The organism is Enterobacter cloacae complex sp. P14RS (assembly GCF_014895895.1).
Classification (GTDB): Bacteria; Pseudomonadota; Gammaproteobacteria; order Enterobacterales; family Enterobacteriaceae; genus Enterobacter; species Enterobacter bugandensis.
Window position 1 is genome coordinate 147160 of sequence record NZ_JADBQM010000006.1, and the last position, 26635, is coordinate 173794.

The following is a 26635-nucleotide window of genomic DNA, read 5'->3' on the forward strand; positions in this document are numbered from 1 at the left end:
CGCTGTCGCACTACAACACGCTCAGCGCTTTCTCCACCACGTTCTCAACGGTAAAGCCGAAATACGGGAACAGCTTGTCGGCAGGAGCGGATTCACCGTAACCCCGCATGCCCACAATAGCCCCTTTCAGCCCCACGTACTTATACCAGTAGTCGGCAATACCCGCTTCCACCGCCACGCGCGCCGCAACGCTGGAAGGCAGCACCGATTCCCGATACGCCTCGTCCTGGGCGTCAAAAATATCCGTTGAAGGCAGAGATACCACGCGCACCGCGTGACCTTCGGCGGTCAGCTTCTCCGCCGCTTTCACCGTGATTTCCACCTCGGAACCGGTGGCAATCAGGATCACGTCCGGCTTGCCGCCGCTGTCTTTCAGGATGTACCCGCCGCGGGCAATGTTTTTTACCTGCTCCGGCGTGCGCTCGATCTGCGCCAGGTTCTGGCGCGACAGGATCAGCGCCGTAGGTCCGTTATGACGCTCAACGGCCAGCTTCCAGCCCACCGCGGCTTCCACCTGGTCGCAGGGACGCCAGGTGCTGAAGTTTGGCGTCAGGCGCAGGCTTGCCAGCTGCTCTACCGCCTGGTGCGTCGGACCATCCTCACCCAGCCCGATGGAGTCATGGGTGTAGACCATGATCTGCCGGGCCTTCATCAGCGCCGCCATACGCGCCGCGTTTCGGGCGTACTCGACGAACATCAGGAAGGTGGCAGTGTAGGGCACGAAGCCGCCGTGATGGGCGATGCCGTTAGCAATCGCGGTCATCCCGAACTCGCGCACGCCGTAGTGGATGTAGTTCCCGGCAATGTCTTCCTTCAGGGATTTAGAGCCTGACCAGATGGTCAGGTTGCTTGGCGCCAGATCCGCCGAGCCGCCGAGCAGCTCAGGCAGGAGAGGGCCAATCGCGTTCAGGGTGTTTTGCGATGCCTTACGGGTAGCGATTTTCGCCGGGTTGGACTGCAGATTTTCAATCAGCGCCTGGGTTTTATCGTCCCAGTCTTCCGGCAGGCCACCGCTCATGCGGCGGGAAAACTCGGCGGCCAGCTCCGGGTGCGCTTTTTTGTAGGCGGCAAATTTTTCGTTCCAGGCCTGCTGCGCTTTCTCACCGTCTTCGCGGGCATCCCATGCTCTGTAGATCTCTTTCGGGATCTCAAACGGCGGATATTTCCAGCCCAGTTTCTGGCGGGTCAGCGCCACTTCCTCTTCGCCCAGCGCCGCGCCGTGCGCCTCTTCTTTGCCCGCTTTGTTCGGCGAGCCGAAGCCAATGGTGGTACGGCAGATAATCAGGGACGGTTTGTCCTTCACGCTCTGCGCTTCCTGAATCGCTTTTTTCACCGCTTCCGGATCGTGGCCGTCAATCTCGTGCACCACGTGCCAGTGATAGGCCTCAAAGCGTTTTGCCGTGTCGTCGGTAAACCAGCCCTCGGTTTCCCCGTCGATGGAGATGCCGTTGTGGTCATAGAAGCCAATCAGCTTGCCGAGCCCCAGCGTGCCCGCCAGCGAGCAGACCTCGTGGGAGATCCCCTCCATCAGGCAGCCGTCACCCATAAAGACGTAGGTGTAGTGATCGACAATCTCGTGGTCGGGCTGGTTGAACTGCGCGGCCAGCGTACGCTCGGCAATTGCCAGGCCGACGGCATTCGCCAGCCCCTGGCCCAGCGGGCCGGTGGTCGTTTCCACGCCCGGTGTATAGCCGATCTCCGGGTGGCCCGGCGTTTTGGAGTGCAGCTGGCGGAAGTTTTTTAACTCCTCAAGCGGCAGGTCGTAGCCGGAAAGGTGCAGCAGGCTGTAGAGCAGCATCGAGGCGTGGCCGTTGGAGAGAATAAAACGGTCGCGGTCGTACCAGGTTGGGTCAGTGGGGTTGTGCTTCAGGAAGTCGTTCCACAGCACTTCGGCAATATCGGCCATCCCCATCGGGGCGCCAGGGTGGCCGGAATTGGCTTTTTGTACGGCATCCATGCTGAGGGCGCGAATGGCGTTAGCGAGCTCTTTACGGGACATAGTTCACTCCGTGGCAAGGTTAAAGTTTGGCGGCGAGAAGATCTTCGAGTTTTCGCTGGTCGACGGCGAACTGGCGGATGCCGTCCGCCAGTTTTTCCACGGCCATAGGGTCCTGATTGTGCTCCCAGCGGAACTCCGCTTCGGTCATGGCTTTCGGTTTTGGCAGGACGGTAGAGGTCGGCACCAGCTTGCGGATCACCGTTTCGTCGCTCTCCTGCAGCTTTTTCAGCAGGTCAGGGGAGATGGTCAGACGGTCGCACCCTGCGAGCGCCAGGATCTGCTCGGTGCGGCGGAAGCTGGCCCCCATCACAATGGTTTCGTAGCGATGCTGCTTGTAATAATCGTAGATATTACGCACCGACTTCACGCCAGGGTCTTCCTCTACCACGTACGGGTCCATCGGCTGTTTCGCCTGATACCAGTCGTAGATGCGCCCGACAAACGGCGAGATCAGGAACACGCCCGCTTCGGCACAGGCGCGCGCCTGGGCAAAGGAGAACAGCAGCGTCAGGTTGCAGTGGATCCCCTCTTTTTCCAGAACCTCTGCCGCGCGGATGCCTTCCCATGTGGACGCGAGCTTGATCAGAATGCGTGACTTATCGATCCCCTGTTCCTGGTAGAGCTCCACCAGGCGGCGCGCTTTGTTAATACTCTTTTCCTGATCGAATGAGAGGCGGGCATCCACTTCGGTCGACACGCGCCCCGGAATGCTTTTCAGAATTTCCGCACCAAAATTAACCGCCAGCTTGTCGCTGGCTTCAGCAACCTGCTGCTCCTGCGTTTTCCCGCGCTGTTTACCGTAGGCAATCGCGTCGTCAATCAGATGGCTAAAATGGGCAAGCCCCGCCGCTTTCAGAAGCAGCGAAGGGTTGGTGGTCGCGTCCTCTGGCTGATAGTGGCGAATCGACTCGATATCGCCGCTGTCTGCAACCACGGTGGTGAATTGTTTGATGCCGTCTAGCTGGTTCATAAATAATTACTCCTTGGAAATAAAAGAGTTAGATGAGTGCGTTAGTTCACACTTCTGAGAAAATCATGATGGACTTAACAAAAAAGCATAGCAGACGGGGCAGGCATTGCTTTTGAGACGGGTAACATGGCTGTTATAAATTGATAACAATTTTTAATGTGTGATGGCGAGAGTTTGGCAGCCTTCAAAGTTTATGCGCTGCTCAGCGGCGATACTATCTGACCGATACGTAAAAGGAATAACAAGATGGACGATCAGTTAAAACAGAGTGCCCTCGATTTTCACGAGTTCCCTGTCCCCGGTAAAATTCAGGTCTCCCCAACCAAGCCGCTGGCGACCCAGCGCGATCTGGCGCTGGCCTACTCGCCGGGCGTGGCTGCGCCGTGTCTGGAGATCGAAAAAGATCCGCTGGCGGCCTACAAATACACCGCGCGCGGCAACCTTGTCGCCGTTATCTCTAACGGTACGGCGGTGCTGGGCCTGGGCAACATTGGTGCCCTGGCCGGTAAACCGGTGATGGAAGGGAAGGGCGTACTGTTTAAGAAATTCGCCGGTATCGACGTGTTCGATATCGAAGTGGACGAACTCGATCCCGATAAGTTCATCAACGTGGTGGCCGCGCTGGAGCCGACCTTCGGCGGGATCAACCTGGAAGACATCAAAGCGCCGGAATGTTTCTATATCGAGCAGAAGTTGCGCGAGCGTATGAACATTCCCGTGTTCCATGACGACCAGCACGGCACGGCGATTATCAGTACCGCTGCCATTCTCAACGGCCTGCGCGTGGTGGAGAAAAATCTCTCCGACGTGCGCATGGTGGTCTCCGGCGCGGGCGCGGCGGCCATCGCCTGTATGAACCTGCTGGTGGCGTTGGGCATGCAGAAACACAATATCGTGGTCTGCGACTCTAAGGGCGTTATCTACAAAGACCGCGAGCCGAACATGGCGGAAACCAAAGCGGCGTATGCCGTGGAAGATGACGGCAAGCGCACGCTTGAGGACGTGATTGACGGCGCGGATATCTTCCTCGGCTGTTCAGGCCCGAAAGTGCTGACCCAGGAAATGGTGCAGAAAATGGCGCGCGCGCCGATGATCCTGGCGCTGGCGAACCCGGAACCGGAAATCCTGCCGCCGCTGGCGAAGGCGGTGCGCGAAGACGCCATTATCTGTACCGGCCGTTCGGACTACCCGAACCAGGTGAACAACGTGCTCTGCTTCCCGTTCATCTTCCGCGGGGCGCTGGACGTTGGCGCGACGGCGATCAACGAAGAGATGAAGCTTGCCGCCGTTCACGCCATCGCCGAGCTGGCGCACGCTGAGCAGAGCGAAGTGGTCGCCTCCGCGTATGGGGATCAGGATCTGAGCTTTGGCCCGGACTACATCATTCCAAAACCGTTCGATCCGCGCCTGATTGTCAAAATTGCGCCAGCCGTTGCCAAAGCGGCGATGGACTCCGGCGTGGCGACGCGTCCGATTCAGGATTTCGACGCGTACGTCGATAAGCTCACCGAGTTCGTCTACAAAACTAACCTGTTTATGAAGCCGATCTTCTCTCAGGCTCGCGCAGACGCGAAGCGCGTGGTGCTGGCGGAAGGGGAAGAGGCGCGCGTGCTGCACGCCACGCAGGAACTGATCACCTTAGGGCTGGCGAAGCCGATCCTGATTGGTCGTCCGAGCGTGATCGAGATGCGCATTCAGAAGCTGGGCCTGCAGATTAAGCCGGGCGTCGACTTCGAGATCGTTAACAACGAATCCGATCCGCGCTTCAAGGAGTACTGGAACGAATATTACGCGATCATGAAGCGTCGCGGGATCACCCAGGAGCAGGCACAGCGGGCGGTGATCAGCAATACTACGGTCATCGGCGCGATCATGGTCCATCGCGGCGAGGCGGATGCGCTGATCTGCGGCACCATCGGCGATTACCACGAGCATTTCAGCGTGGTGCAGGAGATCTTCGGCTATCGCGACGGCGTGCACACCGCCGGGGCGATGAACGCGCTGCTGCTGCCGAGCGGCAACACCTTTATTGCCGATACCTACGTGAACGACGATCCAACCCCGGACGAACTGGCGGAGATCACCGTGATGGCCGCCGAGACCGTGCGTCGCTTTGGTATTGAGCCGAAGGTGGCGCTGCTGTCGCACTCAAACTTTGGTTCGTCTAAATCCGCGGCGGCGTGCAAAATGCGCCAGACTCTGGAACTGGTGCGTGAGCGTGCGCCGGAGCTGATGATTGACGGGGAAATGCACGGTGATGCCGCGCTGGTGGAGAGCATCCGCAACGAACGTATGCCGGACAGCCCGCTGAAGGGATCGGCGAACATCCTGATTATGCCGAACGTGGAAGCGGCGCGTATCAGTTACAACCTGCTGCGCGTCTCCAGCTCTGAAGGGGTGACCGTAGGACCGGTGCTGATGGGCGTGGCGAAGCCGGTGCATGTGTTAACGCCGATTGCCTCCGTGCGCCGTATCGTGAACATGGTGGCGCTGGCGGTGGTTGAGGCGCAGACGCAGCCGCTGTAAGGGCGCGTGTGCTTACCCGACCTGGGGATTGAGTAGGCCGGATAAGCGCAGCACCATCCGGCAGTTAAATCCAGTCGCGTACTTTAAGGAACTCACTCAAGGCAGCCTCCGGGCTGCCTTCTTTTGGCTCGTAGCTGTACTCCCAGCGCACCAGCGGCGGCATAGACATCAGAATCGACTCCGTGCGTCCGCCGGTCTGCAGGCCGAACAGCGTCCCGCGATCCCACACCAGGTTGAACTCCACGTACCGCCCGCGACGATAAAGCTGGAACTCACGCTCGCGCACGCCGTAGTCGGTGTTTTTACGGCGTTCGACAATCGGCAGGTACGCGTCGGTGAACCCTTCGCCCACCGCGCGCATAAAGCTAAATGCCGTATCAAAATCCGGCGTGTTGAGATCGTCAAAGAACAGCCCGCCGATGCCGCGCTGCTCGTCGCGGTGCTTCAGGTAAAAATAATCGTCGCACCACTTTTTAAATTTCGGGTAGACGTCCTCGCCAAACGGCAGGCAAAGGTCCCGCGCGGTGGTATGCCAGTGCACGGCATCCTCTTCGAAGCCGTAGTAGGGCGTCATGTCGAAACCGCCGCCAAACCACCAGACCGGATCGGCTCCTGGCTTCTCCGCGATGAAAAAGCGCACGTTGGCGTGGCTGGTCGGAACAAACGGGTTATGCGGGTGGATCACCAGCGAGACGCCCATCGCTTCGAAGCTGCGGCCCGCCAGCTCAGGGCGGTGCGCGGTAGCGGACGCGGGCATGGCGTCGCCGTGAACGTGGGAAAAATTCACGCCCGCCTGTTCGAAGATGCCGCCGTTACGCAGCACGCGGCTGCGCCCGCCGCCGCCCGCTTCGCGCTGCCAGCTATCTTCCTGGAATTCACCGCCGTCTGCGGCGGCCAGTTTCTGGCAAATCTCATCCTGCAGCTGCAGCAGGAACGTTTTGACCAGCTGTGCATTAGGTTTCATCAGCGTTTCCTGGAGTGCGCTTTCTGGTTATCGAACCAGTTGAAGTAACTGATAATGCCGGAGGCGATGGCGTTGGCGATCTTCTGGCGAAACGCCGTGGTGCCGAGCAGGCGCTCTTCTTCCGGATTGGTAATAAAGGACGTTTCCACCAGCACGGACGGGATGGACGGTGACTTCAGCACCACAAACGCCGCCTGTTCGGTGCTTTTACTGTGCAGACGGTGCACCGGCTTAATCCGCTTGAGGATATGCGAGCCGAGCGTCAGGCTGTTTTTGATGGTGTCCGTTTGCACGAGATCGAACAGAACCTGCTGCAAGAGATGATCTTTATCCGTGGCCTTCTTCCCGGCTACTTCATCCGCCCGGTTTTCGCGATCGGAAAGGTATTTCGCCATAGCGCTACTGGCGCCGCGGTTGGAGAGGGCAAACACCGACGCGCCCGCGGCGGAAGGGTTTGTGAAGCCATCCGCATGAATGGACATAAACAGGTCGGCGCCGTGCTTGTGGGCAATTTCCACGCGGTCGTACAGTGGAATGAACGTGTCGCCCGTGCGCGTCAGGCGGGCGTCAATGCCGTTGCTGCGTAAAATCGATCGCACATTTTTTGCAATTGCCAGCACGACGTGTTTTTCTTTCGAACCGTTTCGGCCAATGGCGCCGGTATCAATACCGCCGTGGCCCGGATCGAGCATCACCAGACGCTTTGCGCCCGGCTTTTTGGTTTTCGGTTTGCTGTGTCCGTTACTGGTTTTGAGCGTGCTCTCGTCTTTTGCCTGAGCCTGCTTAGCGATGCCCGTTAACGTTAAGGCCGCCAGCCCCGCTTTGAGAACCTGACGACGCGATGTGAGTGCTTTTAATGGTTTGAATGTGCTCATGCGGCCTGAATACTGAAAAATGGGGTCCTGGTGTTATATCGTATCGTGTTTCCCGTTACGACAGTCCTTATTGAGAATTGTTTTACTTTTCATTTCAATACGTGACAAAGTGACATTATGCCAAATTTTGGCGAGATTTTCCCCGGTTATTGGCTAAACGCCCCGTTCACGCCATAATCACTGTTTTTAAACCCGAAAAGGCGGTTAATACCATGGAGATACGCGTTTTTCGCCAGGAAGATTTCGAAGAGGTGATCACCCTTTGGGAGCGCTGCGATCTGCTGCGTCCGTGGAACGATCCGGAAATGGATATCGAACGTAAGGTGAATCACGACGTTAGCCTGTTTCTGGTCGCGGAAGTGAACGGCGAGGTGGTCGGGACGGTAATGGGGGGGTATGACGGCCACCGCGGCTCGGCCTATTATCTGGGCGTCCACCCGGAATATCGGGCGCGTGGCATCGCCAACGCGCTGCTCAATCGTCTGGAAAAGAAACTCATCGCCCGCGGCTGCCCGAAAATCCAGATCATGGTGCGGGAAGATAACGACGTGGTGCTGGGCATGTATGAGCGTCTGGGCTACGAGCACGCCGACGTGCTGACGCTGGGTAAGCGCCTGATCGAAGATGAAGAGTACTGAGATCCACCCGGCTGACTATGACGCGCAGGGCCGCGTCAGGCTGCCGTTTTTGTTCTGGTGCGTTTTGCTCCTCCAGGCCCGTACCTGGGTACTGTTTGTAATGGCCGGTGCGTCGCGCGGGCAGGGCGATACGCTGCTGAATCTCTTTTATCCCGACCACGATGCCTTCTGGCTTGGCTTACTGCCGGGCGTACCGGCGGTGGTGGCTTTTTTGTGCAGCGGTCGACGGCATGTAATCCCGCGTCTGTGGCGTGCGCTTCGCTGGCTGCTGATCCTCGCCCAGATTGCGCTGCTGTTCTGGCAACCCGTGCTCTGGTGGCTGGGTGAACCGCTTTCCGGTATCGGCATCGCGCTGGTGGTGGCGGATATTGTGGCGCTGATGTGGCTGCTGACGAATCCCCGCTTACGCGCCTGTTTTACGCAAGAGTCAGATTAGCGCGGCACTTTTTGCCGATGCCGCACTCCAACAAGCGTTGATTTAATTAGAAAGGACGTTTCAATGAAATCGCTGCGTTTACTTTTATGCGCTCTCCCGCTGGCGTTAACCGGCTGTTCGACGCTCTCCTCCATTAACTGGTCCGCCGCGTATCCGTGGAACTGGTTTGGCTCTTCCACCGAAGTGACCGAGCAGGGCGTGGGAAAAATTACCGCGTCAACGGCGCTCGATCAGGACGCTATTCAGGATGCCCTGAGCAGTGACTATCGCCTGCGTAGCGGGATGAAAACCGAGAATGGCAACATTGTACGTTACTTTGAAGCGTTGAAGGGCGACAAGCTGGCGCTGGTGATTAACGGTGATAAAGGGACGGTGAACCGCATTGCCGTGCTGGACGAAGATATTCCGACCGCCAGCGGCGTAAAGGTGGGCACTCCGTTTAGCGATCTTTATAAACAGGCCTTTGGCAACTGCAGCAGCGCCCCTTCAGACGATGGCGTGGCGGTGGAATGTAAGGCAGAAGGCAGCCAGCACATCAGCTATGTCTTCACCGGAACCTGGAGCGGTCCGGAAGGATTGATGCCCTCTGACGACACGCTGAAGAGCTGGAAAGTGAGCAAAATACTCTGGAAGCAGTAATTTGCGCCTGAACAAACCGCCTCGCTGAAATCTGGGTATAATAGCCGCCATCAATGCCACGCTGACGTGGCATCTTTATTTCAGGAGGAGCGATGTCTCAGGTTCAGAGTGGCATTTTGCCAGAACATTGCCGCGCGGCGATTTGGATTGAAGCCAATGTTAAAGGGGACGTGGAAGCCCTGCGCGCGGCCAGCAAAGTTTTCGTTGATAAACTGGCCACCTTCCAGGCCAAATTCCCGGACGCCCATCTGGGTGCCGTCGTCGCTTTCGGCAATAACGTCTGGCGTCAGCTGAGCGGCGGCGAAGGCGCGGAAGAGCTGAAGGATTTTATCCCTTATGGCAAAGGCCTGGCGCCAGCCACCCAATATGACGTGCTGATCCACATCCTCTCTCTGCGCCACGACGTGAACTTCTCCGTTGCGCAGGCGGCGGTTGAAGCGTTTGGCGACAGCATCGACGTGCAGGAAGAGGTTCATGGCTTCCGCTGGGTGGAAGAGCGCGATCTGAGCGGCTTCGTTGACGGCACCGAAAACCCGGCGGGTGAAGAGGTTCGTCGCGACGTGGCGGTCATCAAAGACGGCCTGGACGCGGGCGGCAGCTACGTGTTCGTCCAGCGCTGGGAGCACAACCTCAAGCAGCTTAACCGCATGAGCGTGCACGACCAGGAGATGATGATTGGCCGCACCAAAGAAGCCAACGAAGAGATCGACGGCGATGCGCGCCCGGTGACCTCGCACCTGTCCCGCGTTGACCTTAAGGAAGACGGCAAGGGGCTCAAAATTGTTCGTCAGAGCCTGCCGTACGGCACGGCAAGCGGCACGCACGGCCTCTACTTCTGCGCCTACTGCGCGCGGCTGCACAATATTGAGCAGCAGCTGCTGAGCATGTTCGGTGACACTGACGGCAAGCGCGACGCCATGCTGCGCTTCACCCGCCCGGTCACCGGCGGCTACTATTTTGCGCCGTCCGTTGAGCGCCTGCTGGCGCTGTAAAACGCTCCCCATACGTAGGCCGGGTAAGCGTTAGCGCCACCCGGCAATTTTCCCCGCACCCTTATTCCCTTTTCTGCTTGTAAATCACCAAACGGTATATAAAACCGTTACTCCTTTCATCCCCGTTATAAATATTATGACTATAAGATAGTCATCACATTTATAAGGGTGCGCAATGGCCGTTACTGTACTGAAAAAAGGAACTCTGGCGCTGGCAGGTTTACTGCTGGTGGCCCAGGCGCAGGCGACCGAGCTGCTGAACAGCTCGTATGATGTCTCCCGCGAGCTGTTTGCCGCCCTTAACCCACCGTTCGAGCAGCAGTGGGCGAAAGAAAACAATGGCGATAAGCTGACCATCAAGCAATCCCACGCCGGTTCATCCAAGCAGGCGCTGGCGATTTTGCAGGGGCTGAAAGCAGATGTCGTGACCTATAACCAGGTGACTGACGTGCAGATCCTGCACGACAAGGGCAAACTGCTCCCGGCTGACTGGCAGAGCCGCTTGCCAAACAATAGCTCGCCGTTCTACTCCACCATGGGCTTCCTGGTGCGTAAGGGCAACCCGAAGAACATCCACGACTGGAGCGACCTGGTGCGTTCCGACGTGAAGCTGATTTTCCCGAACCCAAAAACTTCAGGTAACGCGCGCTACACCTATTTAGCCGCGTGGGGCGCGGCAGACAAGGCTGACGGTAAGGATAAAGCGAAGACCGAGCAGTTCATGACCCAGTTCCTGAAAAACGTCGAAGTGTTTGATACCGGCGGCCGCGGCGCGACCACGACCTTCGCCGAGCGTGGTCTGGGCGACGTGCTGATCAGCTTTGAATCCGAAGTGAACAACATTCGCAAGCAGTACGAAGCGCAGGGCTTCGAGGTGGTTATTCCGAAAACCAACATCCTGGCTGAGTTCCCGGTGGCGTGGGTGGATAAAAACGTGCAGGCGAACGGCACCGAGAAAGCGGCAAAAGCCTATCTCAACTACCTGTACAGCCCGCAGGCGCAGGCCATCATCACCGATTACTACTACCGCGTGAACAACCCCGACGTAATGAACAAACTGAAGGACAAATTCCCGCAGACCGCGCTGTTCCGCGTGGAAGATCATTTCGGCTCCTGGCCTGAGGTGATGAAAACGCACTTTGCCAGCGGCGGTGAGTTAGACAAACTGCTGGCGGCGGGGCGTAAGTAATGTTTGCAGTCTCGACAAAACGCGTGCTGCCGGGCTTTACCTTAAGCCTCGGAACCAGCCTGCTGTTCGTCTGCCTGATCCTGCTGTTGCCGCTCAGCGCGCTGGTGATGCAGCTCTCTGAGATGAGCTGGGCGCAGTACTGGGACGTGGTCACCAACCCGCAGGTGGTGGCGGCCTATAAGGTGACGCTGCTGTCGGCGTTTGTTGCCTCCATTTTTAACGGCGTGTTTGGCCTGCTGATGGCGTGGATCTTAACCCGCTATCGCTTCCCGGGCCGTACGCTGCTTGATGCCCTGATGGATCTGCCGTTTGCGCTGCCGACGGCGGTTGCGGGCTTAACCCTCGCGTCGCTCTTCTCCGTGAACGGGCTGTACGGCGAGTGGCTGGCGAAATTTGACATCAAGGTGACCTATACCTGGCTCGGGATCGCGGTGGCGATGGCCTTTACCAGCATCCCGTTTGTGGTGCGTACCGTGCAGCCGGTACTGGAAGAGCTGGGTCCGGAATACGAAGAAGCGGCGGAAACGCTGGGCGCCACGCGCTGGCAGAGCTTCCGCAAAGTGGTTCTGCCAGAGCTCTCTCCGGCGCTGATGGCGGGCGTCGCGCTGTCGTTTACCCGCAGCCTGGGTGAGTTCGGCGCGGTGATATTTATCGCCGGGAACATCGCCTGGAAAACGGAAGTCACCTCGCTGATGATTTTCATCCGCCTGCAGGAGTTTGATTATCCGGCGGCGAGCGCGATTGCCTCGGTGATCCTCGCGGCCTCGCTGCTGCTGTTGTACTCGATTAACACTCTGCAAAGTCGCTTTGGTCGACGTGTGGTAGGTCACTGATGGCGGAAGTTACGCAATTGAAGCGATACGATGCGCCCCGCATCAACTGGGGTAAATGGTTTCTGATTGGCGTGGGCGTGCTGGTTTCCGCCCTCATTCTCGTCGTGCCGACGATTTATATCTTCGTCCAGGCGTTCAGCAAGGGGCTGATGCCCGCGCTGGAGAACCTGGCGAACCCGGACATGCTGCACGCCATCTGGCTGACGGTGCTGATTGCCCTGATCACCGTGCCGGTGAACCTGGTCTTCGGTACGCTGCTGGCCTGGCTGGTGACGCGCTTTAACTTCCCGGGACGTCAGCTGCTGCTGACCCTGCTGGATATTCCGTTTGCCGTGTCGCCTGTTGTTGCCGGTCTGGTTTACCTGCTCTTTTACGGCTCCAACGGCCCGCTGGGCGGCTGGCTGGATGAACATAACCTGCAGATCATGTTCGCCTGGCCGGGCATGGTGCTGGTGACGATCTTCGTGACCTGTCCGTTCGTGGTGCGTGAGCTGGTGCCGGTGATGTTAAGCCAGGGCAGCAATGAAGACGAAGCGGCCGTTCTGCTTGGCGCATCCGGCTGGCAGATGTTCCGCCGCGTGACGTTGCCGAACATTCGCTGGGCGCTGCTTTACGGCGTGGTGCTGACCAACGCCCGCGCCATCGGTGAGTTTGGTGCGGTGTCGGTGGTATCCGGCTCGATTCGCGGTGAAACGCTGTCGCTGCCGCTGCAGATTGAATTACTGGAACAGGACTACAACACCGTCGGTTCCTTTACTGCCGCAGCGTTGCTGACGCTGATGGCGATTTTGACCCTGTTTTTGAAGAGTGTGGTGCAGTGGCGTTTAGAGAATCAGGAAAAACGTCAGCATCAGGAGGGAAATCATGAGCATTGAGATTGCCAATATTAAGAAGTCTTTTGGTCGCACCCAGGTGCTGAATGATATCTCGCTGGATATCCCTTCCGGACAAATGGTGGCGCTGCTGGGGCCGTCTGGCTCGGGCAAAACGACGCTGCTGCGGATCATCGCCGGGCTTGAGCATCAGACCAGCGGGCACATCCGCTTCCACGGCACCGACGTGAGCCGCCTGCACGCCCGCGATCGTAAAGTGGGTTTTGTCTTCCAGCATTACGCGCTGTTCCGCCACATGACCGTTTTCGACAATATCGCCTTTGGCCTGACGGTGCTGCCGCGTCGTGAACGCCCGGATGCAGCAACCATTAAGGCGAAAGTAACCAAACTGCTGGAGATGGTGCAGCTGGCGCATCTGGCGGACCGTTTCCCGGCGCAGCTTTCCGGCGGGCAGAAGCAGCGCGTGGCGCTGGCGCGCGCGCTGGCCGTTGAGCCGCAAATACTGCTGCTGGATGAACCCTTCGGCGCGCTGGATGCGCAGGTGCGCAAAGAGCTGCGTCGCTGGCTGCGCCAGCTGCATGAAGAGCTGAAATTCACCAGCGTCTTCGTGACCCACGATCAGGAAGAGGCGATGGAAGTCGCGGACCGCGTGGTGGTCATGAGCCAGGGCAACATCGAGCAGGTTGACGAGCCGGAACAGCTCTGGCGCGAGCCGGCGACCCGCTTCGTGCTGGAGTTTATGGGCGAGGTGAACCGCCTGCAGGGCACCATTCGCGGCGGTCAGTTCCACGTCGGCGCGCACCGCTGGCCGCTGGGCTACACCTCCGCGCATCAGGGGCCGGTCGATCTGTTCCTGCGCCCGTGGGAAGTGGACGTCAGCCGCCGTACCAGCCTGGATTCCCCGCTGCCGGTGCAGGTGCTGGAAGCTAGCCCTAAAGGACACTACACCCAACTGGTGGTACAGCCGCTGGGCTGGTATACCGAGCCGCTGACCGTGGTCATGCGCGACGACGTCCCGCCGCACCGGGGTGAGCGCCTGTTTGTCGGGCTGCAGCATGCGCGCATCTATCACGGTAAGGAGCGGATTGAGACGCGCGAGGATATTGCTCTGGCGGAGTCAGCCTGATAGGTTATTGAGTATGTTTTTCGCCCGGTGGCGTGATGCTTACCGGGCTTTTTATTGAGTAAAAATCGTGAATACACTCGAACACACCATCGGCAACACCCCTCTGGTCAAGCTTCAGCGCATGGGATGTGCCAACGGCAGCGAAATCTGGGTCAAACTCGAAGGCAATAACCCGGCAGGGTCGGTGAAAGACCGCGCGGCGCTGTCGATGATTGTCCAGGCCGAGAAACGCGGTGAAATTAAGCCAGGCGATGTGCTGATTGAAGCCACCAGCGGTAACACCGGTATCGCGCTGGCAATGATTGCGGCGCTGAAAGGCTACCGCATGAAGCTGCTGATGCCGGACAACATGAGCCAGGAGCGCCGCGCCGCGATGCGTGCCTACGGGGCCGAGCTGATTCTGGTAACCAAAGAGCAGGGGATGGAAGGGGCGCGAGACTTAGCGTTAGCGATGGCCGAGCGCGGCGAAGGTAAACTGCTCGATCAGTTCAATAACCCGGACAACCCGTACGCGCACTACACCACCACCGGGCCGGAAATCTGGCAGCAAACCGGCGGGCGCATCACCCATTTTGTCTCCAGCATGGGCACCACCGGCACCATTACCGGCGTGTCGCGTTTTTTGCGCGAGCAGGAGAAACCGGTCACCATTGTTGGTCTGCAGCCGGAAGAGGGGAGCAGTATTCCGGGCATTCGCCGCTGGCCTGCGGAGTATATGCCGGGCATCTTTAATGCGCAGCTGGTGGATCGGGTGCTGGATATTCATCAGCGCGAGGCGGAGAATACCATGCGTGAACTGGCCGTGCGTGAAGGCATCTTCTGCGGGGTCAGCTCGGGGGGCGCGGTAGCGGGGGCGTTGCGCGTGGCGCAGGCAAATCCCGGTGCGGTCGTGGTGGCGATTATCTGCGATCGCGGCGATCGCTATTTGTCTACCGGCGTCTTTGGTGAAGAGAGTTATTCGCAGGGGGCGGGGATTTAAGCGTCATGGAGATGATTCTATTCCGGGATAACACCCGGGCGCAGCAAACCGACATTGTCGCGGTGCAGTCGCAGGTGGTTTACGGCAGCGTGGGGAACAGCATTGCTGTACCGAACATTCGTACCCACAGGCTGAACGTTACCGCCGTGCCGACGGTGCTGTTTAGCAACACGCCGCACTACGACACCTTCTACGGCGGGGTGATCCCCGACGAGTGGTTCAGCGGCTACCTGAAGGCGCTGGAAGAGCGCGAGATCCTGCGCGAGCTTAAAGCGGTCACTACCGGCTATATGGGCAGCGCCAGCCAGATCGCGCTGCTGGCGCAGTGGCTGAGGGCGGTCAAAGCGCAGCATCCTGACCTGCTGGTGCTGGTCGACCCGGTTATCGGCGATATCGACAGCGGAATGTACGTGAAGCCGGATATCCCGGAAGCGTACCGGGAACACCTGCTGCCGCTGGCGCAGGGGATTACGCCAAACGTTTATGAGCTGGAAGTGTTAAGCGGTAAGCCGTGCCGGACGCCGGAAAGCGCTATTGCCGCCGCGCAGGGGTTGCTTTCTGACACTCTGAAATGGGTGGCGATCACCAGCGCGCCGGTCGCCGACGACCCGCAAAACATCCACGTGGTGCTGGTGACGCGTGAGGGCGTGACCGTCAGCGCTCATCCCCGCGTAGAAACCGATCTGAAAGGAACGGGGGATCTGTTCTGTTCAGAACTGGTGAGCGGAATTGTTGAGGGGAAAACCGTTGCTGATGCCATTCGCATGGCCGGGGATCGGGTGACTGATGTGATGCTTTATACCCAGTCGAAAGGCTACGACGAGCTTATCCTCCCTGCATAAACAAAAATGGCGCCGGAAGGCGCCATTTTTCTGTGCGGCAAGAATTACTTCTTGATGCGGATAACCGGGGTTTCGCCCACGGTGACGCTGCCAGACAGTTTGATCAGTTCTTTGATTTCGTCCATGTTGGAGATAACAACCGGCGTCAGGGTAGACTTGGCTTTTTCTTCCAGCAGTGGCAGATCGAATTCAATCACCGGGTCGCCAACTTTAACACGCTGGCCTTCTTCCGCGATACGCTTGAAGCCTTCGCCTTTCAGTTCAACGGTGTCGATACCGAAGTGAACGAACAGTTCGATACCGCTATCAGATTCGATAGAGAACGCATGGTTGGTTTCAAAAATTTTACCGATGGTGCCGTCAACTGGAGCAACCATTTTGTTGCCAGTTGGTTTGATAGCAATGCCATCACCAACGATTTTCTCAGCAAACACTACATCCGGCACGTCTTCGATGTTGACGATCTCGCCGGAGAGCGGAGCAACAATCTCAATAGTTCCGGAGTCTTTCTTATCATCAGAAACCAGAGATTTCAGTTTATCGAACAAACCCATGATCTTCTCCTAAGCAGTAATTTGGGCCGCATCTCGTGGATTAGCAGATTGTTTTTTCTTCAATGAACTTGTTAACCAGCGTCATTAACTCGTCCGTTGTCGGTTGAGCAAGAGCCTGCTCTGCTAACACCTTCGCATCTTCGAAGTTCGTGTTACGGATAATCTTCTTAATGCGCGGGATGGAAATGGCGCTCATAGAGAATTCGTCCAGACCCATACCCAGCAACAGAAGTGTAGCACGTTCGTCGCCTGCAAGCTCACCACACATGCCAGTCCATTTACCTTCTGCATGAGAAGCATCAATAACTTGCTTGATCAAGTTCAGTACGGACGGTGACATTGGCTGGTAGAGATGTGAAATCATATCATTACCACGGTCAACTGCCAGGGTGTACTGCGTTAAATCATTGGTACCGATACTAAAGAAATCAACTTCTTTGGCTAAATGACGCGCAATGGTCGCCGCTGCTGGTGTTTCCACCATCACGCCGATCTCAATTGACTCGTCAAATGCTTTACCTTCGTCGCGCAGTTCCTGTTTGTAGATTTCGATCTCTTTCTTCAGTGCACGCACTTCTTCAACAGAGATGATCATCGGGAACATGATGCGCAGCTTACCGAAAGCGGAGGCACGCAGGATAGCGCGAACCTGGTCACGCAGGATCTCTTTACGATCCATCGCGATACGCACGGCACGCCAGCCCAGGAACGGGTTCTCTTCTTTCGGGAAGTTCATGTACGGCAGCTCTTTGTCGCCACCGATGTCCATGGTACGGACGATAACCGCCTGTGAGCCACACGCTTCTGCGACGGCTTTATACGCAGCAAACTGCTCTTCTTCCGTTGGCAGCGCGTCGCGGTCCATGAACAGGAATTCTGTACGATAGAGACCAACACCTTCCGCACCGTTGCGCTCAGCGCCATCAACGTCGCGTACGGTACCGATGTTTGCGCACACTTCTACCTGATGGCCGTCCAGGGTGATGGCTGGCAGGTCTTTCAGCTTAGCGAGTTCCGCTTTTTCAGTCGCAACCTGCTCCTGAACCGCGCGCAGTTTTTCGATCTCTTCGTTAGTTGGGTTGACGTAAACCAGATTGTTTACGGCATCCAGAATCAGATAATCGCCGTTTTTCACCTGCGAGGTGACGCTACCGGTGCCCACGATCGCAGGCAGTTCCAGAGAACGCGCCATGATTGAGGTGTGGGAGGTACGGCCACCCGCGTCGGTGATGAAACCGAGAACCTTTTTCAGGTTCAGCTGTGCGGTTTCAGACGGGGTGAGGTCAGCGGCAACCAGGATCACTTCATCCTGAATCGCACTCAGGTCGATAATGGCCAGGCCCAGGATGTTGCGCAGCAGGCGCTTACCGATGTCACGTACGTCAGCCGCACGCTCTTTCAGGTATTCATCATCCAGCTCTTCCAGGGCAGTTGCCTGACCTTCGATAACTTCATGCGCAGCCGCGTCGGCCGTCATGCCTTTATCTTTAATCAGGGCTATGATTTCCTGCTCCAGCTCCTCATCTTCGAGCAGCATGATATGCCCTTCGAAGATGGCTTCTTTTTCTTCACCGAAAGTTTCGCCAGCTTTAGTTTTGATCGCTTCCAGTTGCGCAGATGCCTTGGCACGACCGCTCAGAAAACGTTCAACTTCCTGATCAACCTTGTCGGCAGAAATTTTTTTCCGGTCGATGAAGATCTCGTCTTCTTTCAGCAGCAGTGCTTTGCCGAAAGCGATACCCGGGGATGCTAAAATGCCTGAAATCATAACCCTACCTTACTTGTGACTGATATTTAAAAGAACCCGGAAACTTACTCGAGCTCAGCCATCAGTTTAACCAGATGCTCAACTGCTTTCTGCTCGTCTTCACCTTCAGCAGAGATGGTAACAACGGTGCCCTGAGTCAGGCCCAGAGTCTGCAGTTTGAACAGGCTTTTTGCGCTAGCGCTTTTGCCGTTGGAAGTTACAGTGATTTCAGAAGTGAAGCCTTTCGCTTCTTTAACAAACTGAGCAGCAGGGCGGGTGTGCAGACCGTTCGGAGCGGTAATGGTAACTTCTTGCTGGAACATTGTATTTCCCCAACTTATAGGTTTAGTGTTGTGGAACTAAAGTCTAGCCTGGCGGCTTAACTTTAGCCTGTATTGTTAGCGCTGACGTTTCAATCGTCATTAAACATTATGCAGCGAAAGGAAGACTTGAACCAAATCATAAAATCGATTCAGCAAGGGTATTTCGTTCACTGATTAATTTCACGCTTCAAAATAATTGCTGGTTTAAATACCAGACACATCGGGGTGAAGCAATGCCAGGAGGGTCAAAAGTTTGAAGCAGGCCACAAAAAAGCACCCGAAAAGGTGCTTTTTTACGCGTTATTAACATACTGGCACTACTGTTGCAGCTCTTTTTCCGTGAACAGATCGGCAAACAGTGCGGTGCTCAAGTAACGCTCACCCGAGGAAGGAAGGATAACCACAATATTCTTATTGGTAAAGGCTTCATCTTCCTGAAGTTTGAGCGCTGCCGCAACGGCCGCACCGGAAGAGATACCCGCCAGAATGCCTTCTTCATCCATCAGACGACGCGCGGTAGAGATGGCCTCTTCGTTCGTGATGGCAACGACTTTATCGATCAGCTTCAGATCCAGGTTACCCGGAATGAAGCCCGCGCCGATGCCCTGAATTTTATGCGGGCCAGGCTTGAGCTCTTCGCCCGCCAGCGCCTGAGCGATAACCGGGGAGTCGGTAGGTTCAACGGCAACGGTAATCAGCTCTTTTTTACCTTTTGTGCCTTTAATATAGCGAGACACGCCGGTCAGCGTGCCGCCGGTGCCGACGCCGGAGATAAATACGTCAACCTGGCCGTCAGTATCTTCCCAGATTTCCGGGCCGGTGGTCTTCTCGTGAATTTCAGGGTTAGCCGGGTTGCTGAACTGCTGCAGCAGAAGATATTTCGCCGGATCGCTGGCCACGATCTCTTCCGCTTTCTGAATGGCCCCTTTCATGCCCTTCGCGCCTTCGGTCAGGACCAGGTTCGCCCCCAGCGCTTTGAGCAGTTTGCGACGTTCGATGCTCATGGTTTCCGGCATGGTCAGGGTCAGCTTGTAGCCGCGTGCGGCAGCAACATAGGCCAGAGCGATACCGGTGTTACCGCTGGTCGGTTCCACCAGCTCAACGCCTGGCTTCAGCACGCCGCGTTTTTCAGCATCCCAAATCATGTTTGCACCGATACGGCATTTTACGCTGAAGCTCGGGTTGCGTGATTCGACCTTCGCCAGAATGCGTCCATTACCGATACGGTTCAGTCGAACCAGGGGCGTATGACCGATAGTCAGCGAGTTGTCTTCATAAATCTTACTCATGGCCTGTCCTTAACTGTATGAAATTGGGATACCGACCCAGCATACCTGCTAAGCAGGTAGGGGGAAGTAAGGAATTCGCATATCTATATACTGCAAGGAAATAATGGGGATCAGTATGGAATAAGGGGTGGCATAAGCCACCCCTGCTTTACACATTTTTGCATTATTTCCATAACGCGTGCTTAGCACGATAACAGTCCACCCACATCGCCGTCGCGCCGCAAACCGCAACTGGCATGATGAACAGGTTAAGGAAGGGAATCATGGTGAACAGGCTGGTCAGCGCGCCGAACTGCATATTGGCGACCTTCCGGGTGCGCAGGGCCGAGCGCATCGCTTTAAACGGCACCTTGTGGTTATCGAACGGATAGTCGCAGTACTGGATGGCCAGCATCCAGGCGCTGAACAGAAACCACAGCACCGGGGCAACCGTCTGGCCAATGCCGGGGACAAAGTAGAGGGCAAGCAGTACAACCGCGCGGGGGAGGTACCAGGCAAACTTCTGCCACTCGCGCTTCATAATGCGCGGGATATCTTTCACGATCCCCAGCACGCCCGTGTCCGGTGGCGTCGCGCCGGTAAGCCGCGCCTCCAGCTGTTCCGCCAGCAGGCCGTTAAACGGCGCGGCTATCCAGTTCGCGATCGTTGAGAATAAATAGCCGAATACCAGCAGCACGGAGATGACCGCCACCGGCCAGAGCAGGTAGTTAAGCCACTGCAGCCAGTCCGGCACGTAGCTCATCAGCGACGGGATCCAGCTTTCGAGCTTTGTAAACAACCACCAGAACGCGCCGCCCATCAGAATAATGTTGATCAGCAGCGGCAGAATGACGAAGCGACGGATACCTGGCAGTGAGACCAGCTTCCAGCCCTGAGAAAAATACCAGACGCCGCTGCGCGGGGGAGAAGACGATGTTGAAACCATAACCAGGCTGTACTCCTTTTTTCACAACCAGTGGAATTGCCCGCCTATATTATCCACTTGCGGACCAATGACCAGTTCGGAAATGTTCGAAAAACCAGCAAAAAGCACGATTTACTTCATCTTTATGCTGCGAATGCTCTGCACACACTTGCACTTGACGTAAACGGCAAATACTCTTAGTGAGTAAATGTTTGCCGTGGTGGCAAGGTGTTAGAACAACAGAGAATATAATGATGCAGGATTTGCGTCTGATATTAATCATTGTTGGCGCGATCGCCATAATCGCTTTACTGGTACATGGTTTCTGGACCAGCCGTAAAGAGCGTTCCTCGATGTTTCGCGATCGCCCACTGAAGCGCATGAAGTCCAGTCGTGATGATGATGACACTGAAGATGACATCACCGGTAGCGACGACGACGGCGTGGGTGAAGTTCGTGTTCATCGGGTCAATACTGCGCCCGGCGCGGCTCATGGGGAGCATGAAGCCCCCCGCGCTCCGCAGCACCAGTATCAACCGCCGTATGCCTCTGCCCAGCCGCGTCAGCCAGCGCCGCAGCCAGTGGAAGAACCTGTACGTCAGCCGCCGCAACCGCCTGTCCAACAGCAGCCCGCTGCGCCACAGCCGGTTCAACAGCAACCTGTGCAGCAGCCCGTGCAACAGCAACCTGTGCACCAGCCGCAGCAGCAGCCTGTTCATGTACAGCCTGCGCCGCAGCCCGCTCCGGCTCCGCACGTTGAGCCAGAGCCGGTCGTCGAGCCTGAACCGGTTGTTGAAAAGCCGCAGCGTAAAGAAGCGGTGATCATCATGAACGTGGCCGCGCATCACGGCAGCCATCTCAACGGTGACGTGTTGCTCAACAGTATTCAACAGGCAGGCTTCAAGTTTGGCGATATGAACATTTTCCATCGCCACCTGAGCCCTGACGGTAGTGGTCCGGCGCTGTTTAGTCTGGCCAATATGGTCAACCCAGGCACCTTTGACCCGGAAATGACCGGTGATTTCGTGACGCCGGGTGTCACTATCTTTATGCAGGTGCCGTCCTACGGCGACGAGCTGCAAAACTTCAAGCTGATGCTGCAGTCCGCTCAGCACATCGCTGATGAAGTGGGTGGTGTGGTGCTCGACGATCAGCGTCGAATGATGACCCCGCAGAAGCTGCGCGAGTATCAGGACCGCATCCGTGAAGTTAAGGAAGCCAACGCGTAATTGTCGCGTTTACTTCAACTCCTCCTCAACCCCCGCCTGTCGGGGGTTTTTTCTCATTGATGGTGCGATATGGACTCAATCGAACAACAACTCACTGAACTGCGAACCACGCTTCGCCATCATGAATATCTCTATCATGTTATGGACGCACCGGAAGTGCCTGATGCGGAGTATGACCGGCTGATGCGCGAGCTGCGCGAGCTGGAGGCGCAGCACCCGGAACTGATTACGCCAGATTCTCCGACCCAGCGCGTCGGCGCCGAGCCGCTGGGGGCTTTCAGCCAGGTGCGTCACGAAGTGCCGATGCTGTCGCTGGACAACGTCTTTGATGAAGAGAGCTTCCTCGCGTTTAACAAGCGCGTGCAGGACCGTCTGAAAAGCAGCGATTCCCTCACCTGGTGCTGCGAGCTGAAGCTCGACGGCCTGGCGGTCAGCCTTCTCTATGAAAACGGCGTGCTGGTGCGCGCCGCCACGCGTGGCGACGGTACGACGGGTGAAGACATCACCACTAACGTGCGAACCATCCGCGCGATCCCGCTGAAGCTGCAGGGTGACAACATTCCCGCGCGTCTGGAAGTGCGCGGCGAGGTGTTCCTGCCGCAGGCGGGATTCGAGAAAATTAACGAAGAGGCGCGTCGCACCGGCGGGAAAGTGTTTGCTAACCCGCGTAACGCGGCGGCAGGCTCTCTGCGCCAGCTTGACCCGCGCATCACCGCGAAGCGACCGCTTACTTTCTTCTGCTACGGCGTCGGTATTCTGGAAGGTGGTGAGTTACCGGATACGCACCTCGGGCGTCTGCTGCAGTTTAAAGCCTGGGGCCTGCCGGTGAGCAACCGCGTTCAGCTCTGCGACTCGCCGGAAGCGGTGCTGGCGTTCTACCACAAAGTTGAAGAGGACCGTCCGACGCTCGGCTTTGATATCGATGGCGTTGTCATCAAGGTCAATTCGCTGGCGCTGCAGGAGCAGCTGGGCTTTGTGGCGCGTGCACCGCGCTGGGCGGTGGCGTTTAAATTCCCTGCCCAGGAGCAGATGACCTTCGTTCGCGACGTGGAATTTCAGGTGGGCCGTACGGGCGCTATTACTCCGGTCGCTCGACTGGAGCCGGTGCAAGTCGCAGGCGTGCTGGTGAGTAACGCTACGCTGCACAACGCCGATGAAATCGAACGCCTCGGCCTGCGCATCGGTGACAAAGTGGTGATTCGCCGCGCGGGCGATGTTATCCCGCAGGTGGTGAACGTTGTTGAGTCAGAGCGTCCTGATGATACGCGCGAGGTCGTTTTCCCGACCCACTGCCCGGTATGCGGCTCTGACGTAGAGCGTGTGGAAGGCGAAGCGGTGGCCCGCTGTACGGGCGGCCTGATCTGCGGCGCGCAGCGTAAAGAGTCGCTTAAGCACTTTGTTTCCCGTCGCGCAATGGACGTTGACGGCATGGGCGACAAGATTATCGATCAGCTGGTTGAGAAAGAGTATGTCCATACGCCAGCGGATCTGTTCAGGCTCACGGCGGGCAAACTGACCGGTCTGGATCGCATGGGGCCGAAGTCAGCCCAGAACGTGGTTAACGCGCTGGAAGCAGCGAAAGAGACGACCTTCGCCCGCTTCCTGTACGCGCTGGGCATTCGTGAAGTCGGCGAAGCGACGGCGGCAGGTTTAGCCGCGTACTTTGGTACGCTGGAGGCGCTGGAAAAGGCAAGCATCGACGAGCTGCAGAAAGTGCCGGACGTCGGCATCGTCGTCGCCACGCACGTCTTTAACTTCTTTGCCGAAGAGAGCAACCGCGAGGTCATCGGCAAGCTGCTGGAAGAGGGCATTAAATGGCCCGCGCCGGTGGTGGTCAACGCCGAAGAAATTGATAGCCCATTTGCCGGTAAAACCGTGGTGCTAACCGGTAGCCTTAGCCAGCTTTCACGCGACGATGCAAAAGCGCGTCTGGTGGCGCTGGGGGCCAAAGTGGCGGGCAGCGTGTCGAAGAAAACCGACCTGGTGATTGCCGGCGAAGCTGCGGGTTCGAAGCTGGCGAAAGCCCAGGAGCTCGGCATTGAGGTTATCGACGAAGCGGAAATGATGCGCCTGTTAGGAGAGTAACGTGGAGAAAGAGCAGCTCGTTGAGATCGCCAATACGGAAATGCCGTTCGGTAAATATAAGGGCCGCAGGCTGATCGATTTGCCGGAGGAGTACCTGCTGTGGTTCGCCCGCAAGGACGAATTCCCCGCCGGGCGCCTGGGCGAGCTGATGGCTGTCACGTTACTGATCAAAACCGAGGGGCTGACCCAGCTGGTGCAGCCCCTGAAGCGTCCTTAAGCCTTCGCGGCGCGGGTCTCTTCCTGCGCCAGCTTTTCTGTCTGGCGCTTGTAGCGACGCGCCAGCACCGCGCAGACCATCAGCTGGATCTGATGGAAAATCATCAGCGGCAGCACCATCATCCCGATCACCGAGGTGGGGAACAGAATGTTCGCCATCGGGATGCCGTTCGCCAGGCTCTTTTTGGAGCCGCAGAAGACGATGGTGATCTCATCGGCTTTGCTGAAGCCGCATTTGCGCGCCACAAAAACGTTCACCGCAATGACAATTGCCAGCAGAACGAGGCTGACCACCACGATAAACAGCAGCGAGCCTGCACCCACCTTATGCCAGATCCCGTTTACGACCGCTTCGCTGAAGGCGGAATAGACCACCAGCAGAATCGACGACTGGTCGGTTTTGGAGATCCATTTCTTATGCTTCGCCACGAACGCCCCGGTCCACGGACGTGAGAGATGGCCCAGGACAAACGGCAGCAGCAGCTGCAGGCAGATTTTGCCGACTTGCTCAAGGTTACCTTCCGCGCCGTGCATGTTCATCAGCAGGCCCACCAGCAGCGGGGAGACGAAAATCCCCAACAGGCTGGATGCCGATGCGGAGCAGACCGCGGCTGCAACGTTCCCTCCGGCAAGAGAGGTAAAGGCAATGGCAGACTGCACGGTGGCCGGGAGAATACAGAGATACAGGAAACCGGTGTAGAGCGCCGGATCGACGTTAACCGGTGCCCACCAGGCAAACAGCACCCCGAGGATCGGGAACAGAATAAACGTGCTGCACATCACCCAGAGGTGCAGTCGCCAGTGGCTACCGCCAGCGATAATCGCTTCGCGGGAGAGCTTTGCGCCGTGCATAAAGAACAGCAGTGCGATGGCGGCTGTCGTCAGTCCCTCAAAAAAAGGGACGAAACCGCCGCGAGCAGGGAAGAACGAGGCCAGTAAAACGGTGGCCACCAGGGTAAGTGTAAACGGATCAAGAATACCAAATAGTTTCATAATGACTCCTGAAAACAGATGTCGCTATTGTGCTTTTTTCCATTTGAGAAATAAAATTGATTTATTGCATCCATTCATGAATTAAACAGATGAATTATTCCCTACGCCAGCTTCGCATTTTCGTCACCGTCGCCCATGCCCGCAGCTTTAGCCGGGCAGGTGAAATGATCGGCCTGAGCCAGTCGGCGGTCAGCCACAGCGTGAAGGAGCTGGAAAACCAGACCGGCGTTAGGTTGCTTGATCGCACCACGCGCGAAGTGGTCCTGACCGAAGCGGGGCAGCAGCTGGCCCTGCGTCTTGAACGGCTGCTTGATGAGCTGAACAGCACGCTCAGAGACGTGGGGAGGCTGGGGCAGCAGCTGTCGGGCACCGTGCGGGTTGCGGCCAGCCAGACGATATCCGCGCACCTTATCCCGCAATGTATTGCCGAGGGAAACCATCGCTATCCTGATATTGATTTTGTCCTGCATGACAGACCGCAGCAGTGGGTGCTGGAGAGCATCCGCCAGGGCGATGTGGATTTTGGTATTGTGATCGATCCTGGCCAGGTGAGCGATCTGGAATGCGAAAGCGTTCTTTCTGAGCCTTTTTTGCTGCTCTGCCGTGACGACGACCCGCTGGCAGCGTTGCTCGAGGTCAGCTGGCAGTCCCTGCAGGGCGCGAACCTGGTTTTACAGGATTATGCCTCAGGCAGCCGTCCGCTGATTGATTCCGCGCTGGTGAATCAGGGCGTTAAGGCAACGATCGTGCAGGAGATTGGTCATCCGGCCACGCTGTTTCCGATGGTGGAAGCCGGAATTGGCATCAGCGTGTTGCCCGCTCTGGCGCTTCCCCTGCCGCAGGGAAGCCAGCTGGCGGTGAAGCGGCTGACGCCCGTTGTCGAACGAAAGCTGATGCTGGTGCGGCGAAAAAATCGTTCGCTCTCGGGTGCGGCGCAGGCCATCTGGGAAGTGGTGCGTATCCAGGCACAACGATTAACCGAGGCCCGCATACGCGATCCACTGTTTAACGCATCAGACGATTAGATGTAGATATCAATTTGATTAGTGTCTGACGGGCTATTCACGCCTTCTACTTTGCCCAGTTTTTTCTGAGCTTCTTCGGCCTGCTGGCGCTGCAGTGCGGCGAGCTGCGCCTGCAGCACTTTGATCTGGGTCTGAATCAGTTCCTGCTGCTTCTTCTTCTCATCTGCACTACCGGTGCTATTCGCCAGCTCTTTTAACTGCTGGGTCAGCTTTTTGATTTTATCGGTAATGCGGCTGATTTGCGCTGCGATATCGTTACTGCCGGAAGCACCGCTTCCGCCGCTGCTGGTTTGAATGGGTTGGGTTGAAGCCTGAATGGTCGTCATACTTTTTCCTCGCGCTATAAAACTGAGGTATCGGCACCGACGGGATTAGCTTGAGGAAAATGCGGCAGGTTCACATTTTTTATATCGCAGATAGCAAAAAAGC

The 26635-nt window shown here is 57.2% G+C and carries 26 protein-coding genes; 15 read left to right on the top strand and 11 right to left on the bottom strand.

The features are described from left to right. Window positions 1–10 precede the first annotated feature (10 nt). Both tkt and tal read right to left on the bottom strand, forming a co-directional pair. Entirely contained in the window at window positions 11–1999 is a 1989-nt protein-coding gene (gene tkt, locus IM295_RS04695; RefSeq protein WP_059358550.1) for a transketolase, read from the bottom strand. A 19-nt stretch (window positions 2000–2018) separates the two neighbouring features. After that, window positions 2019–2969: a transaldolase gene (gene tal, locus IM295_RS04700; RefSeq protein ID WP_028014009.1), complete on the bottom strand. Its 951-nt coding sequence runs from the start codon at window positions 2967–2969 to the stop codon at window positions 2019–2021. A gap of 246 nt (window positions 2970–3215) precedes the next feature. On the opposite strand from tal, the gene maeB reads away from it, so the two are divergent. After that, the gene (gene maeB / locus IM295_RS04705; protein ID WP_028014008.1) at window positions 3216–5495 is read left to right on the top strand and encodes an NADP-dependent oxaloacetate-decarboxylating malate dehydrogenase; all 2280 of its coding nucleotides are present in this window, start codon (window positions 3216–3218) and stop codon (window positions 5493–5495) included. Window positions 5496–5559: 64 nt separating this feature from the next. Here the strand turns inward: maeB and hemF are convergent, their stop codons facing one another. Together hemF and amiA are read right to left on the bottom strand one after the other, a co-directional pair. Further along, window positions 5560–6459 carry an oxygen-dependent coproporphyrinogen oxidase gene (gene hemF / locus IM295_RS04710; RefSeq protein ID WP_045261157.1) on the bottom strand — a complete coding sequence of 300 codons (900 nt, stop codon included), beginning with the start codon at window positions 6457–6459 and terminating at the stop codon, window positions 5560–5562. Beyond that, a complete protein-coding gene (gene amiA, locus IM295_RS04715; RefSeq protein WP_028014006.1) occupies window positions 6459–7334 on the bottom strand; it encodes an N-acetylmuramoyl-L-alanine amidase AmiA in 876 nt (291 codons plus the stop codon). The genes hemF and amiA overlap by 1 nt, the downstream gene beginning before the upstream one ends. A 212-nt stretch (window positions 7335–7546) precedes the next feature. On the opposite strand from amiA, the gene IM295_RS04720 reads away from it, so the two are divergent. The 10 genes from IM295_RS04720 to pdxK all read left to right on the top strand — a co-directional run bounded on the left by IM295_RS04720 (window position 7547) and on the right by pdxK (window position 15841). Further along, window positions 7547–7972 carry a GNAT family acetyltransferase gene (locus IM295_RS04720; protein WP_003861292.1) on the top strand — a complete coding sequence of 142 codons (426 nt, stop codon included), beginning with the start codon at window positions 7547–7549 and terminating at the stop codon, window positions 7970–7972. Beyond that, on the top strand, window positions 7959–8408 hold the full coding sequence (locus IM295_RS04725; protein ID WP_041908792.1) for a DUF2919 domain-containing protein: 450 nt from the start codon (window positions 7959–7961) through the stop codon (window positions 8406–8408). The genes IM295_RS04720 and IM295_RS04725 overlap by 14 nt, the downstream gene beginning before the upstream one ends. Window positions 8409–8471: 63 nt before the next feature. Further along, window positions 8472–9047: an RpoE-regulated lipoprotein gene (locus IM295_RS04730; protein WP_048957147.1), complete on the top strand. Its 576-nt coding sequence runs from the start codon at window positions 8472–8474 to the stop codon at window positions 9045–9047. A 92-nt stretch (window positions 9048–9139) separates the two neighbouring features. Further along, window positions 9140–10039, top strand: coding sequence for a Dyp-type peroxidase (locus tag IM295_RS04735; protein WP_150144503.1), 900 nt, complete (start codon window positions 9140–9142; stop codon window positions 10037–10039). A gap of 175 nt (window positions 10040–10214) precedes the next feature. Continuing rightward, window positions 10215–11228, top strand: a complete 1014-nt coding sequence (locus IM295_RS04740; protein WP_047368059.1) for a sulfate ABC transporter substrate-binding protein — start codon at window positions 10215–10217, stop codon at window positions 11226–11228. Further along, window positions 11228–12061: a sulfate/thiosulfate ABC transporter permease CysT gene (cysT, locus tag IM295_RS04745; protein ID WP_028014001.1), complete on the top strand. Its 834-nt coding sequence runs from the start codon at window positions 11228–11230 to the stop codon at window positions 12059–12061. Before IM295_RS04740 ends, cysT begins: the two co-directional genes overlap by 1 nt. Then, window positions 12061–12936: a sulfate/thiosulfate ABC transporter permease CysW gene (gene cysW, locus IM295_RS04750; protein WP_028014000.1), complete on the top strand. Its 876-nt coding sequence runs from the start codon at window positions 12061–12063 to the stop codon at window positions 12934–12936. Before cysT ends, cysW begins: the two co-directional genes overlap by 1 nt. Further along, window positions 12926–14020: a sulfate/thiosulfate ABC transporter ATP-binding protein CysA gene (gene cysA, locus IM295_RS04755; protein ID WP_008501607.1), complete on the top strand. Its 1095-nt coding sequence runs from the start codon at window positions 12926–12928 to the stop codon at window positions 14018–14020. The genes cysW and cysA overlap by 11 nt, the downstream gene beginning before the upstream one ends. Before the next feature lie 67 nt (window positions 14021–14087). Beyond that, window positions 14088–14999 carry a cysteine synthase CysM gene (gene cysM, locus IM295_RS04760; RefSeq protein ID WP_028013998.1) on the top strand — a complete coding sequence of 304 codons (912 nt, stop codon included), beginning with the start codon at window positions 14088–14090 and terminating at the stop codon, window positions 14997–14999. A gap of 5 nt (window positions 15000–15004) precedes the next feature. Then, complete coding sequence (gene pdxK / locus IM295_RS04765) at window positions 15005–15841, top strand: pyridoxine/pyridoxal/pyridoxamine kinase (protein ID WP_028013997.1); 837 nt, start codon at window positions 15005–15007, stop codon at window positions 15839–15841. A 44-nt stretch (window positions 15842–15885) separates the two neighbouring features. Here the strand turns inward: pdxK and crr are convergent, their stop codons facing one another. The 5 genes from crr to cysZ all read right to left on the bottom strand — a co-directional run bounded on the left by crr (window position 15886) and on the right by cysZ (window position 20679). Beyond that, the gene (gene crr / locus IM295_RS04770) at window positions 15886–16395 is read right to left on the bottom strand and encodes a PTS glucose transporter subunit IIA (RefSeq protein WP_003861316.1); all 510 of its coding nucleotides are present in this window, start codon (window positions 16393–16395) and stop codon (window positions 15886–15888) included. 40 nt (window positions 16396–16435) lie between these two features. Further along, entirely contained in the window at window positions 16436–18163 is a 1728-nt protein-coding gene (gene ptsI, locus IM295_RS04775; protein WP_193066296.1) for a phosphoenolpyruvate-protein phosphotransferase PtsI, read from the bottom strand. Between the two features lie 44 nt (window positions 18164–18207). Then, window positions 18208–18465, bottom strand: coding sequence for a phosphocarrier protein Hpr (gene ptsH / locus IM295_RS04780; protein ID WP_000487600.1), 258 nt, complete (start codon window positions 18463–18465; stop codon window positions 18208–18210). 317 nt (window positions 18466–18782) lie between these two features. Then, on the bottom strand, window positions 18783–19754 hold the full coding sequence (gene cysK, locus IM295_RS04785) for a cysteine synthase A (protein WP_028013996.1): 972 nt from the start codon (window positions 19752–19754) through the stop codon (window positions 18783–18785). A gap of 163 nt (window positions 19755–19917) precedes the next feature. After that, complete coding sequence (gene cysZ / locus IM295_RS04790; protein WP_193066297.1) at window positions 19918–20679, bottom strand: sulfate transporter CysZ; 762 nt, start codon at window positions 20677–20679, stop codon at window positions 19918–19920. A 230-nt stretch (window positions 20680–20909) separates the two neighbouring features. On the opposite strand from cysZ, the gene zipA reads away from it, so the two are divergent. From zipA to IM295_RS04805, 3 genes are all read left to right on the top strand, one after another. Next, a complete protein-coding gene (gene zipA, locus IM295_RS04795) occupies window positions 20910–21887 on the top strand; it encodes a cell division protein ZipA (protein ID WP_193066298.1) in 978 nt (325 codons plus the stop codon). Window positions 21888–21956: 69 nt separating this feature from the next. Continuing rightward, window positions 21957–23972, top strand: a complete 2016-nt coding sequence (ligA, locus tag IM295_RS04800; protein WP_028013993.1) for an NAD-dependent DNA ligase LigA — start codon at window positions 21957–21959, stop codon at window positions 23970–23972. A 1-nt stretch (window position 23973) separates the two neighbouring features. After that, the gene (locus IM295_RS04805) at window positions 23974–24189 is read left to right on the top strand and encodes a DUF3820 family protein (RefSeq protein ID WP_048959525.1); all 216 of its coding nucleotides are present in this window, start codon (window positions 23974–23976) and stop codon (window positions 24187–24189) included. Here the strand turns inward: IM295_RS04805 and IM295_RS04810 are convergent. Further along, window positions 24186–25181 carry a bile acid:sodium symporter family protein gene (locus tag IM295_RS04810; protein ID WP_193066299.1) on the bottom strand — a complete coding sequence of 332 codons (996 nt, stop codon included), beginning with the start codon at window positions 25179–25181 and terminating at the stop codon, window positions 24186–24188. The two genes, IM295_RS04805 and IM295_RS04810, sit on opposite strands and share 4 nt — an antisense overlap. Window positions 25182–25270: 89 nt before the next feature. Here IM295_RS04810 and IM295_RS04815 point away from each other — a divergent pair, with 89 nt between their 5' ends. After that, complete coding sequence (locus IM295_RS04815) at window positions 25271–26206, top strand: LysR family transcriptional regulator (protein WP_041908810.1); 936 nt, start codon at window positions 25271–25273, stop codon at window positions 26204–26206. Here IM295_RS04815 and IM295_RS04820 read toward each other — a convergent pair. Then, the gene (locus IM295_RS04820; RefSeq protein WP_028013991.1) at window positions 26203–26532 is read right to left on the bottom strand and encodes a FlxA-like family protein; all 330 of its coding nucleotides are present in this window, start codon (window positions 26530–26532) and stop codon (window positions 26203–26205) included. The genes IM295_RS04815 and IM295_RS04820 overlap by 4 nt on opposite strands. Between the last annotated feature and the right edge of the window lie 103 nt (window positions 26533–26635).

Excerpts from the sequence above, each read along its gene's own strand:
- tkt (WP_059358550.1), bottom strand. The coding sequence starts at position 1,999 with ATGTCCCGTAAAGAGCTCGCTAACGCCATTCGCGCCCTCAGCATGGAT.
- tal (WP_028014009.1), bottom strand. The coding sequence starts at position 2,969 with ATGAACCAGCTAGACGGCATCAAACAATTCACCACCGTGGTTGCAGAC.
- maeB (WP_028014008.1), top strand. The coding sequence starts at position 3,216 with ATGGACGATCAGTTAAAACAGAGTGCCCTCGATTTTCACGAGTTCCCT.
- hemF (WP_045261157.1), bottom strand. The coding sequence starts at position 6,459 with ATGAAACCTAATGCACAGCTGGTCAAAACGTTCCTGCTGCAGCTGCAG.
- amiA (WP_028014006.1), bottom strand. The coding sequence starts at position 7,334 with ATGAGCACATTCAAACCATTAAAAGCACTCACATCGCGTCGTCAGGTT.
- IM295_RS04720 (WP_003861292.1), top strand. The coding sequence starts at position 7,547 with ATGGAGATACGCGTTTTTCGCCAGGAAGATTTCGAAGAGGTGATCACC.
- IM295_RS04725 (WP_041908792.1), top strand. The coding sequence starts at position 7,959 with ATGAAGAGTACTGAGATCCACCCGGCTGACTATGACGCGCAGGGCCGC.
- IM295_RS04730 (WP_048957147.1), top strand. The coding sequence starts at position 8,472 with ATGAAATCGCTGCGTTTACTTTTATGCGCTCTCCCGCTGGCGTTAACC.
- IM295_RS04735 (WP_150144503.1), top strand. The coding sequence starts at position 9,140 with ATGTCTCAGGTTCAGAGTGGCATTTTGCCAGAACATTGCCGCGCGGCG.
- IM295_RS04740 (WP_047368059.1), top strand. The coding sequence starts at position 10,215 with ATGGCCGTTACTGTACTGAAAAAAGGAACTCTGGCGCTGGCAGGTTTA.
- cysT (WP_028014001.1), top strand. The coding sequence starts at position 11,228 with ATGTTTGCAGTCTCGACAAAACGCGTGCTGCCGGGCTTTACCTTAAGC.
- cysW (WP_028014000.1), top strand. The coding sequence starts at position 12,061 with ATGGCGGAAGTTACGCAATTGAAGCGATACGATGCGCCCCGCATCAAC.
- cysA (WP_008501607.1), top strand. The coding sequence starts at position 12,926 with ATGAGCATTGAGATTGCCAATATTAAGAAGTCTTTTGGTCGCACCCAG.
- pdxK (WP_028013997.1), top strand. The coding sequence starts at position 15,005 with ATGGAGATGATTCTATTCCGGGATAACACCCGGGCGCAGCAAACCGAC.
- crr (WP_003861316.1), bottom strand. The coding sequence starts at position 16,395 with ATGGGTTTGTTCGATAAACTGAAATCTCTGGTTTCTGATGATAAGAAA.
- ptsI (WP_193066296.1), bottom strand. The coding sequence starts at position 18,163 with ATGATTTCAGGCATTTTAGCATCCCCGGGTATCGCTTTCGGCAAAGCA.
- ptsH (WP_000487600.1), bottom strand. The coding sequence starts at position 18,465 with ATGTTCCAGCAAGAAGTTACCATTACCGCTCCGAACGGTCTGCACACC.
- cysK (WP_028013996.1), bottom strand. The coding sequence starts at position 19,754 with ATGAGTAAGATTTATGAAGACAACTCGCTGACTATCGGTCATACGCCC.
- cysZ (WP_193066297.1), bottom strand. The coding sequence starts at position 20,679 with ATGGTTTCAACATCGTCTTCTCCCCCGCGCAGCGGCGTCTGGTATTTT.
- zipA (WP_193066298.1), top strand. The coding sequence starts at position 20,910 with ATGATGCAGGATTTGCGTCTGATATTAATCATTGTTGGCGCGATCGCC.
- ligA (WP_028013993.1), top strand. The coding sequence starts at position 21,957 with ATGGACTCAATCGAACAACAACTCACTGAACTGCGAACCACGCTTCGC.
- IM295_RS04810 (WP_193066299.1), bottom strand. The coding sequence starts at position 25,181 with ATGAAACTATTTGGTATTCTTGATCCGTTTACACTTACCCTGGTGGCC.
- IM295_RS04815 (WP_041908810.1), top strand. The coding sequence starts at position 25,271 with ATGAATTATTCCCTACGCCAGCTTCGCATTTTCGTCACCGTCGCCCAT.
- IM295_RS04820 (WP_028013991.1), bottom strand. The coding sequence starts at position 26,532 with ATGACGACCATTCAGGCTTCAACCCAACCCATTCAAACCAGCAGCGGC.